The 12,486-nt window shown below is 58.7% G+C and carries 13 protein-coding genes; 3 read left to right on the plus strand and 10 right to left on the minus strand.

What is annotated here, in order from left to right:
- Positions 1-3: 3 nt before the first annotated feature.
- The 7 genes from lepB to rpoE form a co-directional block, all read right to left on the minus strand.
- Positions 4-885: a signal peptidase I gene (gene lepB, locus FHK95_RS01035; protein WP_150302726.1), complete on the minus strand. Its 882-nt coding sequence runs from the start codon at positions 883-885 to the stop codon at positions 4-6.
- Positions 886-902: 17 nt separating this feature from the next.
- Entirely contained in the window at positions 903-2,702 is a 1,800-nt protein-coding gene (gene lepA, locus FHK95_RS01040; RefSeq protein WP_150302727.1) for a translation elongation factor 4, read from the minus strand.
- A 168-nt stretch (positions 2,703-2,870) separates the two neighbouring features.
- On the minus strand, positions 2,871-4,298 hold the full coding sequence (locus FHK95_RS01045) for a DegQ family serine endoprotease (protein ID WP_150302728.1): 1,428 nt from the start codon (positions 4,296-4,298) through the stop codon (positions 2,871-2,873).
- Between the two features lie 61 nt (positions 4,299-4,359).
- Entirely contained in the window at positions 4,360-4,812 is a 453-nt protein-coding gene (locus tag FHK95_RS01050; protein WP_150302729.1) for a SoxR reducing system RseC family protein, read from the minus strand.
- Complete coding sequence (locus FHK95_RS01055; RefSeq protein ID WP_235906688.1) at positions 4,809-5,696, minus strand: MucB/RseB C-terminal domain-containing protein; 888 nt, start codon at positions 5,694-5,696, stop codon at positions 4,809-4,811. Before FHK95_RS01055 ends, FHK95_RS01050 begins: the two co-directional genes overlap by 4 nt.
- Before the next feature lie 71 nt (positions 5,697-5,767).
- Positions 5,768-6,370, minus strand: a complete 603-nt coding sequence (locus tag FHK95_RS01060) for a sigma-E factor negative regulatory protein (RefSeq protein WP_150302731.1) — start codon at positions 6,368-6,370, stop codon at positions 5,768-5,770.
- Positions 6,371-6,425: 55 nt separating this feature from the next.
- Positions 6,426-7,001, minus strand: a complete 576-nt coding sequence (rpoE, locus tag FHK95_RS01065) for an RNA polymerase sigma factor RpoE (RefSeq protein WP_150300648.1) — start codon at positions 6,999-7,001, stop codon at positions 6,426-6,428.
- Positions 7,002-7,257: 256 nt separating this feature from the next.
- Here rpoE and nadB point away from each other — a divergent pair, with 256 nt between their 5' ends.
- Positions 7,258-8,871 (plus strand): L-aspartate oxidase, encoded by a 1,614-nt coding sequence (gene nadB / locus FHK95_RS01070; RefSeq protein WP_150302732.1) that lies wholly within the window; start codon positions 7,258-7,260, stop codon positions 8,869-8,871.
- Here the strand turns inward: nadB and FHK95_RS01075 are convergent.
- Positions 8,840-9,220, minus strand: a complete 381-nt coding sequence (locus FHK95_RS01075) for a hypothetical protein (protein ID WP_150302733.1) — start codon at positions 9,218-9,220, stop codon at positions 8,840-8,842. The two genes, nadB and FHK95_RS01075, sit on opposite strands and share 32 nt — an antisense overlap.
- A 55-nt stretch (positions 9,221-9,275) precedes the next feature.
- On the minus strand, positions 9,276-9,530 hold the full coding sequence (locus FHK95_RS01080; protein WP_150302734.1) for an FAD assembly factor SdhE: 255 nt from the start codon (positions 9,528-9,530) through the stop codon (positions 9,276-9,278).
- Positions 9,531-9,810: 280 nt separating this feature from the next.
- Here FHK95_RS01080 and ygfZ point away from each other — a divergent pair, with 280 nt between their 5' ends.
- Together ygfZ and FHK95_RS01090 are read left to right on the plus strand one after the other, a co-directional pair.
- Complete coding sequence (ygfZ, locus tag FHK95_RS01085) at positions 9,811-10,752, plus strand: CAF17-like 4Fe-4S cluster assembly/insertion protein YgfZ (RefSeq protein WP_268977537.1); 942 nt, start codon at positions 9,811-9,813, stop codon at positions 10,750-10,752.
- A 13-nt stretch (positions 10,753-10,765) separates the two neighbouring features.
- Positions 10,766-11,596, plus strand: a complete 831-nt coding sequence (locus tag FHK95_RS01090) for an HDOD domain-containing protein (RefSeq protein ID WP_150302736.1) — start codon at positions 10,766-10,768, stop codon at positions 11,594-11,596.
- A gap of 70 nt (positions 11,597-11,666) precedes the next feature.
- Here FHK95_RS01090 and FHK95_RS01095 read toward each other — a convergent pair whose 3' ends face one another.
- The gene (locus FHK95_RS01095; protein ID WP_150302737.1) at positions 11,667-12,482 is read right to left on the minus strand and encodes an enoyl-CoA hydratase; all 816 of its coding nucleotides are present in this window, start codon (positions 12,480-12,482) and stop codon (positions 11,667-11,669) included.
- Positions 12,483-12,486: the final 4 nt, after the last annotated feature.

Genomic DNA, 12,486 nt, shown 5'->3' on the forward strand with positions numbered 1-12,486 from the left:
GGCCTATTTGATCAGCGATACGCTGGAAAAACTCGGCAGATTCTTCAGCTTGGGTTCAGGCCAGTGCATCCATACTGCAAAGGCCTTACCGACAATATAGTTGTCCGGCACCATGCCCCACAACTCCTGCGGCATGTTCGGCGCATTCCAGTAGCGGCTGTCGTTGGAATTGTCACGGTTGTCGCCAACCATGAAGTAGTGACCTTCCGGCACCGTCCATTCCTTGGGGGGCGGCGGCTGCGACAGCCGCTTGTGGCGTATCTGATGCGTTACGTCGCCGAGTTGTTCCTGATATATCTCCGCCTTGGCCACCGCCTGCAGCGGGTGACCGGCAGGGATTTCATCATCTGCGCGGGTGTCCACCAGCTCGGTCTCGACCGCCTCGCCATTGATATACAGCCGCTTCTCGGCATAGCGAACCTGGTCGCCGGGCAAGCCCACGACCCGTTTGATGTAATTAATACGCGGATCATTGGGATAACGGAAAACCATCACGTCGCCACGCTGCGGATCCCCGACCTGAATCACCTTGGTATCGACCACCGGCAGACGAACGCCGTAGGCAAACTTGTTCACCAGGATGAAGTCGCCGACTTCCAGGGTCGGCTTCATCGACCCGGAGGGAATCTGAAACGGCTCGACCAGGAATGAACGCAGAATCAACACCACCGCAAGCACCGGAAAGAAGGATTTGCCGTATTCAACCAGCAACGGTTCCTTATCCAGCTGTTGCACAATCTGCGGATCGACGTTATCCGTCTGCTTGCGATAGACCGCTATGGCGCGCCGGCGGCGTGGCGCCAACCAGACAAGATCCAGCAGCGCAAGGAAACCAGCGAGGGCGACTGCGATCACCAGCAACAGCGGAAAGTTGATGTGCGTCATGTAGCGGACCGAGATTCCTAATTATCGACTTTCAGGACTGCCAGGAAGGCTTCTTGTGGAATTTCCACATTGCCCACCTGCTTCATCCGCTTTTTACCGGCCTTCTGCTTTTCCAGAAGTTTCTTCTTGCGGCTGGCGTCACCGCCGTAACACTTGGCGATAACGTTCTTACGCAGGGCCTTGACCGTCGAACGAGCGACTACCTGCCCGCCGATCGCTGCCTGGATAGCCACGTCGAACATCTGGCGCGGAATCAATTCCTTCATTTTCTCGACCAGCTGACGGCCTTTGTAAGCCGCATTATCACGATGCACGATCAGCGCGAGCGCATCGACCTTCTCGCCGTTGATCATGACGTCCAGGCGCACCAGCTTGGCCGCCTGGAATCGGTCGAAGGCGTAATCCAGCGAGGCGTAGCCGCGACTTACCGATTTCAGCCGGTCGAAGAAGTCCAGGACCACTTCATTCATCGGGATGTCATAGATCACCTGCACCTGGGTGCCGAGGAACAGCATGTCATGCTGTACGCCGCGCTTTTCGATGCAGAGTGTGATGACGCCACCCAGATGATCCTGTGGAACCAGAATATTGGCGCGCACTATGGGTTCGCGCATTTCCTCGATCATCGACGGATCAGGCAAATGAGACGGGTTATCAACGTAGCTGAGGCTGCCATCCTTCTTCAGCACCTCGAAGATCACCGTCGGCGCGGTGGTGATCAGATCCAGATTGTATTCACGCTCCAGACGCTCCTGAATGATCTCCATGTGCAACATGCCGAGGAAACCGCAGCGGAAGCCGAACCCCAGCGCATCAGAGCTTTCCGGCTCGAAATGCAGAGAGGCGTCATTCAGCGTCAACTTCGACAGCGCCTCGCGAAAATCTTCAAAATCGTCGGAGCTGACGGGGAACAGGCCAGCATACACCTGAGGCTTTACTTTCTTGAACCCGGGCAGCATATCCACATCCGGGGTACTGGAAAGCGTCAGCGTATCGCCCACCGGCGCGCCATGAATATCCTTGATGCCGGCAATGATGAAGCCCACCTCGCCTGCTTTCAGATCGGCTGTAGCGGAATGCTTGGGATTGAAGACGCCCACACTGTCGACCTGATGAATCTTGCCGGTCGACTTGACCAGGACCTTGTCACCCTTCTTGATTCGCCCGTGCTTGACACGGACCAGAGAGACAACGCCCAGGTAATTGTCGAACCAGGAATCGATGATCAATGCCTGCAACGGTGCATCGAGCTCACCCACTGGCGGCGGAATCACTTCGATCAGGCGCTCAAGAACATCCTCCACGCCTACCCCACTCTTGGCGCTACACACGACGGCATCAGTCGCGTCGATTCCTATCACGCTTTCAATTTCAGCCTTGACCCGGTCCGGCTCGGCCTGCGGCAGGTCGATCTTGTTCAGGACCGGCATCACTTCAAGGCCCTGCTCGATGGCGGTGTAGCAGTTGGCAACCGATTGCGCTTCAACGCCCTGGGCGGCATCCACGACCAGCAATGCCCCTTCGCACGCCGCCAGTGAACGACTGACTTCGTAATGGAAATCGACGTGACCGGGGGTATCGATGAAATTCAGCTGATAGGTCTTGCCGTTACGGGAGGTGTAATACAGCGTGACGCTGTGGGCCTTGATGGTAATGCCACGCTCACGCTCGAGATCCATCGAGTCGAGTACCTGTTCGGCCATCTCGCGCTGGGTCAGTCCTCCACAGATCTGAATGAATCGGTCTGCCAGCGTCGACTTGCCGTGATCAATATGGGCAATGATCGAAAAATTTCGGATTAGGCTCAGGTCACTCAAAGCAAGGATCTTCCAGACTAGATTGCCAGACATGGCGATGGGCGGGGAGGTTCCCCGAAAACAGCCCGCGAGTGTACCTGATAACCGGCACCTGCGCTATGCTGCCGCGGGGGTTGCGGACGACGCCCGTTCAGGCGCCGCCCCCTTGGCTTGACGGCCGCAGCGACCTTATTCAGTGAGGCGGAAAGTGATATAGCTGGCCCGCCCCTGACGAATAACCCGCATCGAAACGGAGCGATTGGTTGGCAGTTTGTCGGCCAGCTCTTCGAATGTTTCCGCCGAATCCACCGGTTGATTATCGAGACTGGTAATGATGTCGCCGGGCCGCAAACCAACCATTGCGCCCGGGCCCTGGCGTACTTCCCGCACGACCACACCTGACTCGACCCCGGTGTTCTGCTTCTGCTGAGCAGTAAGGTCCGCCACCATCAGACCCAGTCGATTGGCGGCCGTTGCGGCGCCGCCAGGCGTACTGGGACCCGACGCCGCAGCCATTTCCTCATCGTCCGGCAGCGCGCCGATGGTCATCTCAAGGTTCTGGCGCTTCTTGTTACGCATGATCACCAGGCTTGCCTTCTCACCGGGACGCACGCGGCCCACCGCGTGCGGCAGATCCGAAGACAGGTTGATTTCCTCACCATTGAACTCAAGTATCACATCACCGGCCTGCAGCCCGCCCTCTTCAGCCGGTCCTTCAGGCATTACCTGGGCCACCAGCGCACCCGCCGGCTTGCGCAGGCCAAAGGACTCGGCGAGATCCTTGTTAACCTCCTGAATAATCACGCCCAACCAGCCGCGGCGCACAACGCCGTCTTTCTTCAATTGCTCGGCCACATCCATTGCCACATCGATCGGGATAGCAAAGGACAACCCCATGAAGCCGCCCGAGCGCGTGAATATCTGCGAATTGATACCGACCACTTCGCCATCCAGATTGAACAGCGGACCACCGGAGTTACCCGGGTTGATCGCTACGTCAGTCTGCAGGAATGGAACATAACTCTCATTCGGCAGGCTTCGTCCCTTGGCGCTGACTATGCCTGCGGTCACCGAATAATCGAACCCGAAGGGAGAGCCAATCGCGAGCACCCAGTCACCTGGACGGATGTCCGCAGACTTACCAATCCGCACGACCGGGAGGTCTTCGCCAGCGTCTATCTTCAGCAAGGCCAAATCGGAACGGGGATCGGCGCCGATCAGCTTGGCCTCAACTTCACGGCGATCCGACAGCCGCACGAATATCTCGTCGGCACCCGCGACCACATGATTATTGGTCAATACGTAACCGTCTTTTGAGGTGATAAAGCCGGAGCCCAACGATTGGGGCGCCCGTTGCTGCTGGGGCGGCTGCTGAGGAATACCGCGCTCGAAGAATTCGCGGAACAATGGCGGCAGCCCCTCAAGGTCAGGCATTCCAGGGGGCATGCCGGTGCCTCGGGTAGGGGCTGTTTGACGAGTACTGATATTGACCACGGCAGGCGAAGCCTCTTCAACCAGGTCTGCGAAATCCGGCAGGTTCTGCGCCATGGATGTGGACTGCCAGGACAGCAACAGCGTCCCGGCGGCCGCTAGTAACCAGCGTTGCGCGATCGACATGTGAACCAACTCCCCATTGAGATAAGAACTCGGTAGATTGTTCAAGAAAAGACTGGCGGGATCAACTCTGCGAAACGACCGATTGCTGAGATTTCAGAACACGGGGCTGCAGGGAAGGATCAGCGGCACTGCGGCGCGCATGCCAGTGCACTATGCCAAAGCCACCGAACAAGCCGGCAAACGCGGCTGCAATCGTGCCCGGCTCGCCTGCACCCAACGCGCCCGCCAGCGAACCACATGTAAAAAGAGCTGCTAGCGGCACCACGTAGACCCAGAACGAACCGCGGACCACGGCATCTTCCGGAATACCGATGACGACTTCGTCACCCACATGACATTCGCGGTCGGACACAACCCGGATGAAACCCTGCCGCGCGCCAGATCCGAGGCGCTGCAACAGCGCCTGACCGCAACCGGCCCGCGCCTGGCAGGAGCCGCAGGTGCTGCGACGCACAGTCTCGACCCATACGGCGCCTTCTTCGACGCTGAGCACGCGGCCCTGTTCTTCGATCATGGCGTCTGAGCACCCTGCTCGGGCAACAGTGAGCCGACGATGCGTTCAGCGGTCGCGGGTGGGATTTCTCCGACAACGGTGGCAAGGAAAAGACCTTCAGTAAGATTCAGTTTCCGGCTAACCGCAACGGTGGGACCAAGCTGGGCGCGCAAGTCTTCCGCTTGATGCTCTTCGCTCAGGGGCTCGATAAATAGCGTAAAGCGAGCCAAGCCATCGGTGTAGACCTGACTGATAATTTGTCCGTCACCCTCGTTAAGCAACTGCGCCTGCCGACCTTCGGTGAACCCGGGGGGTAACCAGGCGGGCTGCCATTGGCTATCCGCCACCATGGCTTCAGCTTCAGTATCGGTGACCTCGAGACACCCCTTGCCCGGCGCCATTGCATCAGCAAGGGTCGGATTCAACTCGAAGGTGGCAAACTGGAAACGCTCAAGCAAAGCTTGTCGCTCATTGACCATCAACGACTTGAGCAACAGACCGGTATCTGAGTCCAGATAGAACTCATAGGCATATCGATGAGCATCGCGTGGCTTCACCGCCACCACCGTCACAGGTCGCGATGCCACCCGCGTCGCGCCAAGTACCTGAAGCTCGTACCATTCTTCCAGCAGCTCCGGCCGATTAATGGTCTGCGACGCTTCCTGACTGGCAATTACTGGCCCGCCGGTCGTGGCACAAATCAACTTACCGTTACGGCGCAGCCACTCCTGATATTCTCCATCGGTCTGCACCAGACGCTCGGTAGTAACATCATCACCGACCTGACGCCAGATCTCATGAGTGGTAAAGCTTCCGGTTCGCTCATAGACGAAGGCGCCGTGAAAACTTTGTTTCCCGGCTGCCTCGGTCATACGCGACAACCAGTTCTGGGCTTCCCCTGCCATCGCCACGGGTGCTCCGAGGAGCATGACGAACAACCAACAGGACCGCCTATGGACGCTCCCCCTTGATAACACTATTTGTCATCCAGGCTCGCGGCACGTGCGTAGGGAACCGGACTCGGTGCTGCAGCCTGGGTGCCCTGCTCTGCATGCTGGCGAAGGTAATTGCTGATCCGCTTTTCATGCCAGTCGGATGGGGCCGTCGCATCGGATGTTGCGGGGAACCCTGCCAGGACCGCGCTGCCAGACTGTCTGACTGCCGGAGCAGCAGCAGGCGTTGAAGGTGCGGGGGCAGCCTCCTGGGCAGGCCGCTCAGCAACGATCGCCGGTTCGCCAGGCACGTTTTCCTGATTGACCATTTTCACGCCAACCAGCACTGCCAGGGTAACGGAAGCCGCAACAGCCAGCTTGCCCATATTCTGCCAGAGCGCAGAAGGCTGGGAGGAAGCTGTCGGAGTGGGCTCGTTCGCCAAGGCAGCAGCGATCCCGGCGGACAGATCCACCTTGCCCTGCCACGGCTCTTTATGCATTGCAGCCCGGGCAATCTGATAGCGCTCCCATGTATCGCGCACAGCAGGTTCCTGTTCCGTTGCCTGGAGCACCCGCCGTAATTCTAGGTCTCCGGCTTCGCCATCCATGACTGCGGAGAGAGATTCCTGCAAGGATTCGCTTCTCATTGGTGTACCTCTACTAAAGGCCCTGAGGGCTCGCTGCGTTAACCCTATTGCCTGCTTATGCTTCCAGCAGGGGTTTGAGGGCTTTGTCGATTGCCTCACGCGCCCGAAAAATACGCGATCTAACGGTACCTACCGGGCATTCCATCACAGCGGCAATATCTTCGTAACTCAAACCCTCGAATTCGCGCAGGGTCAAAGCTGTTCTCAAATCATCCGGCAACTGCTGCAAGGTCCGATTGACAACCTGCTCAATCTCATTGCGTAGCAGATCCCGCTCCGGTGAGTGAATATCCTTAAGGGCACTGTCGCCCTCGTAGTACTCAGCATCCTCGGCTGCGATATCCGAATCAGGCGGACGTCGGCCTCGGGCCACCAGGTAATTCTTCGCGGTGTTGATTGCTATCCTATATAACCATGTATAGAACGCACTATCGCCCCGAAAGTTCGCCAAGGCTCGATAAGCCTTGATAAAGGCTTCCTGCGCCACATCCTGCGCTTCATGCGTATCGTGAACAAAACGAGTAACCAACGCCAAAATCTTGTGCTGATACTTCAGGACCAGCAAATCAAATGCCCGCTTATCACCCTTTTGAACCCGTTCGACCAACTGCTGGTCTGTCTGTTCAGCCATTCCCAGGCTCTCCGTTGCGAACAGGTATCTGTCGCGCCCTGTTGTGATAGACCCGCAATGTAGCCAAAAGTTCTCCCCTTATCAGGTTCAGCAATAGGAACAATAGCGACGAAAAAAGTTCCATTAGGTGCCTTGGTTGGCAGATTCCTGCCTGGCAGCGCAACCATACAGGAAAGTATTGCATGGCAGACAGCTTCTATATACTCACCCAGGTAACTGCTTCGCACCCTCTGACACTGACTGACAAGAGTTCGAGATGACGCCTGAATTGAAATACGACGTACTGGTTATCGGCAGCGGCGCTGCCGGCTTGACACTCGCCCTGCATCTTGCCGCGCACTTGCGCGTTGCCGTGCTGAGTAAGGGCCAGCTGTCGGAAGGCTCGACCTATTGGGCCCAGGGCGGCGTCGCAGGCGTGCTGGATGACAGCGATACCGTTGACGCGCACGTTCAGGACACCCTCGACGCCGGCGGTGGGCTGTGCCGCGAAGATGCGGTCCGGCATATCGTCGGCCATAGCCGTGAAGCGATCGGCTGGCTGATTGATCAGGGCGTGCCCTTCACCCGGGAAAGGGGAGCAGACGGCAACGAGACCGATGACTTCCATCTGACCCGCGAAGGAGGCCATAGCCATCGACGGATTATTCATGCTGCGGATGCCACCGGAGCCGCCATCTTTACGACCCTGCTCCGCCGGGCGCAGGCCCATGGCAATATCGAATTACTGGAAAACCGGGTCGCGGTCGACCTGATCACCTCAGCCAAGCTCAACCAGCCCGGCAACCGTTGCCTGGGCGCTTACATCCTGAACAGCGCCACGGGGCATGTTGAAACCTTCAGTGCCCGCTTCACCGTTCTGGCTACCGGCGGCGCCAGCAAAGTTTACCTGTACTCAAGCAATCCCGACGCCGCCTCCGGAGATGGCATCGCGATGGCGTGGCGGGCCGGCTGCCGCGTCGCCAATATGGAATTCAACCAGTTCCATCCCACCTGCCTGTACCACCCACAGGCAAAAAGCTTTCTGGTGACGGAGGCCCTGCGGGGTGAAGGTGCCTACCTCAAGTTGCCCGACGGTAGCCGTTTCATGCCGCGTTTCGACAAGCGTGCTGAGTTGGCCCCCCGCGACATCGTCGCCCGCGCCATCGACCACGAAATGAAACGCCTGGGCATCGATTGCGTGTACCTGGATATCAGTCACAAACCTGCCGAGTTCATTCGCAGCCACTTCCCCACCGTGCATGATCGCTGCCTGGAATTCGGCATCGACATCACCCGCGAGCCCATTCCCGTGGTCCCGGCGGCGCACTATACCTGCGGGGGCGTCATGGTTGACCGCGCCGGACGGACTGACAGGGAGAATCTGTACGCGATCGGCGAGGCCAGCTTCACCGGCCTGCATGGCGCAAACCGGATGGCGAGCAATTCGCTGCTTGAATGTATCGTGTATGGCCGTTCCGCAGCGCAGGATATTCTGGACAATCTGGCCGGCACCCGCATGCCGGAGAACCTGCCGCCCTGGGATGAAAGCCAGGTCACCGATTCCGACGAAGACGTGATTATTTCGCACAACTGGGATGAGTTGCGACGTTTCATGTGGGATTACGTGGGTATCGTCAGAACCACGAAGCGCCTACAACGCGCCAAACATCGTGTGGATATGCTGCTGGCCGAAATTCATGAGTTCTACAGTAACTACCGGGTCACCCGGGATCTGCTGGAGCTACGCAACCTGGCGGTTGTCGCCGACCTCATCATTCGCTCCGCCATCGAGCGCCGGGAGAGTCGTGGACTGCATTACACGCTGGACTACCCGGATCTATTGCCCGAAGCCAAAGATACTATTCTGCAGCCGCCCAACGCTGGCGGCTGAAGCGCAGCCGCAGCCTTAACCGACGCAACGCATCCTCGGGGGCGGAGTCAGCGGGCAAAATGACCGAAACAGGGAACCACCGACCCGGTTCACGCAACCTGACCACAACCAGAAAAGCGCTGACAAAGGTATCCGGCTGCAGGCTGGCACCGGCTTCCGAGCCATCGCGGCGCAGCACGTGCCAGCCATGGCTGTCGAAGCGCAGCCCGGTGACCGAATGGGCGTGCTGCAGACTGATCTGGCGGGGCCATACCCACCAGCAATAGGCCAGTACCGCCGCTGCAAATATCCCAGCGTGCAGACCCGGCAGATTGCTTCGGTACAGTGCCGTAATCGCCAGAAGCGACATGACTAACAGCACACCTCCAAGAAACCGGGAGGGCTGTCGTTTGAGCATGAGAAAATCAGTTGGGCTGGACACGATCCAATATCATCCTCACGATGCGTTTGAGATCCGCGTCTTCCGGCTCACTGCGCTGCATGAACCAACCAAACATATCCTGGTCCTCGCACTCGAGTAGCATCCGGTAGCGGTCCTTATCTGCGTCTTCCAGATCGCGATAGGCTTCTTCCAGAAAAGGCAGAAGCAGTACATCCAGTTCGAGCATGCCGCGGCGGCTGTGCCAGTACAATCGTTTATATTCCACTTCGGCCGACATCGACATCTCCATTACCAGTTTGAACGCTGCTTGACGCTGAAATTCATTATAGCCGGAAGTCCATCCAGGGTCTGTTGCCATTTCGTCGCGGCTTGCGATGAAACACCCACGAATCCTGACACGCGCACCGACAGGACTGACAAATGGTCACGCCTGATCCTATGATGTAACAGGCCCATTCACCGACACTTGGAATCCCATGACCCAGACACATGACATTCACTCTCTTCTGTCTGACCGGTTCCCCCGGAAAGCGGAAAGGGAAACTGACGGGACCGCTATTACCTGGCTTGCACACCAGGGCGTCATGAGCGCACGCGGGGCCGATCCGACCAAATTTCTGCAAGGCCAGGTGACCTGCGACGTCGACAAAATCACCACTGATATCAGCACCCTCGGCGCACGCTGTAATCCCAAGGGCCGCATGCAGTCCAGTTTCCGTCTGCTCAGACCCAGCGAAGACGAGTACCTGCTGTGCATGCACCGTGATCTGGTCGCAGGACAAGTCAGCGAGCTGAGCAAGTACGCTGTGTTTTTCAAGACCGCGCTGACCGATGCCTCCACAGAGTGGGTCGGATTGGGTCTCTGGGGTCCCGACGCGCAGGCGGCGTTGCGCACCGTCGACCTTGATGTGCCGGCTCGCACCAATGATGTAGCGCATACCGGCCACACACTGGTGGTCCGGCTAGGCGAAGACGCCTTCGAAATCTGGCTGCCGACCGCTGAGGCCCAGCCCACGCTGGACAGGCTGTGCCGGAGTGCTACACCGGCGGCCACAGATGAATGGCAAGTGCGACAGATCCGCGCTGGCATTGGCGAGGTCACCCAGCCCACCTATGAAAGCTTCATACCGCAGATGCTCAACCTGCAGCAGCTGGGCGGGGTCAGCTTTCGCAAAGGCTGTTACACAGGACAGGAAATCGTTGCGCGCATGGAGTATCTGGGCAAGCTCAAGCGTCGGATGTATCGCCTGTTACTCGCCGGCGAGGCCCCTCCTCCTCCGGGCACGCCCATTGTCGACCGCGACACCGGAAAATTGCTCGGCGAAGTAGTCATCGCCGCGCGCAGCAGTCATATTGTGGAAATGCTGGCCGTGCTGCAGAAGGATGCGGCACAATTGACCACCATGAGCGTGGCAGACAGTGGCGGACCCTTGCTTACCATGGCGGACCTACCCTATGAGTCCGAACTGATAGCCAGCGAAGCCGACAGGGACAATTGACAAGGGATTTTGTATGACAGATCTGGCTGAACGGGTGCAAGCCCAACTAATGGACGCTATTGACAGGGATCAGCTGGTTCTGCCGACCTTGCCCGAGGTGGCCCTGCGGGTAAGAGAAGCTGCAGAGAATCCAGATGTATCCATCCCGGCGCTGGTACATGAGATTAGCAACGACGCCGCACTCAGCGCGCGTCTGATCAAAGTGGTCAATAGTCCCCTGCTGCGCACCCGACAGGAGATAACCGATCTGTCCATGGCGGTGAATCGGATGGGCATCTCCTATACCGCCAACCTGGCCACCGGTCTTGCCATGGCGCAGATGTTTCAGGCGACCTCGGATGTCATCGACCAGAAGATGCGGCAGGTGTGGGCCCGCAGTCTGGAAGTCGCGGGCATATGCCATGTCCTGTGCCGTCACTACACCCGACTCAAGCCCGACCAGGCGACCCTCGGCGGCCTGGTTCATCAGATCGGGATGCTGCCCATACTCAGCTACGCAGAAGAACACGAAGAGCTGCTGCGCGACCCGGCGAGCCTGGATAGGGTCATCGAGCATCTGCATCCGGTACTGGGCAACCGTATCCTCGAAGCCTGGGACTTCCCTTTGCCGCTGCGGCGCATTCCCTCGGAGCACCTGGACTTCCAGCGCAACTCCGAAACCACCGATTACGCGGACATCATTCAGGTGGCCATGCTGCAAGGTCTGAGCGGCACAGACCATCCGTTTACCCAGATGGACTGGAACAGCCTGCCCTCCTTTGCCAAGCTGGGATTGTCCCAGAACGAAGGGGAAGACGAGGACCTGTCGGCGGAGATGGAAGCTGCGATGCAGCTCCTGGCCTGAATCCGATGGGTATCGGCAGTCATGCGGGACTGCCGATTATGCCGTCAGTGCGAAGCCGGCAACCAGGGCGTCAGCGATTGGTCCATTGCGGCGGACGCTTGTCCAGAAAGGCACTAATGCCCTCCAGCGTGTCCTCGGCATCAAACAGATCGACAAAGCGCTCCCGCTCTTCCGCCAACAGACTGTTCATTGGCTGGCGGCGTGCGCCCTGGATCAACCGCTTGCAATGGCGGACCGCCAACGGGCTCTGACGCGCGACCTGGGCCGCCAGCCGCAGCGCGGTGGTCACCGCCTGACCTTCCTCAACCACCTCCTCGACCAACCCTATCCGTTCGGCCTTGACGCCGTCGATTCGCTCACCGCAGAGGATCATCCGCTTGGCCCAGCCTTCACCCACCAGCCACGCCAACGCCTGAGTGCCTCCGGCGCACGGCAGCAGCCCGACGCCGGCCTCGGGCAGCCCCAACTGAGCCTGGCGCTCTGCAATACGAATATCACAGGCCAGTGCGCATTCCAGCCCGCCGCCCAGCGCGTAGCCGTTGATAGCGGCAATCGTGACACCGGAGAAATCTCGTAGCGCTTCGAATGCCTGGCCAAACAATCGAGCCAGCATCCTTGCCCGGGCCTTGTCCCCGTCGGCCAACAGCTTCAGATCAGCGCCAGCCGAGAAAAATTGATTGCCGCGCCCGGTGAGCACCACGGCGTATATTTCCGGATCGTGATTGAGATGATCCACTAGTTCATACAGCCCGTGCAGCGTATCGGAATCCCAGGTATGAGCAGGTGGGTTATCCATGGTCACCAGCGCCGTGTGGCCGACTTTCTGCACAACCAGCTTGTCAGTGCGGGGCACCAGTGCGGTGTAAGGTTGAGGCACATGCTCCATAACA

Origin of the sequence: Pseudomonas saliphila, from assembly GCF_008638345.1 — a bacterium.
GTDB lineage: Bacteria > Pseudomonadota > Gammaproteobacteria > Pseudomonadales > Pseudomonadaceae > Halopseudomonas > Halopseudomonas saliphila.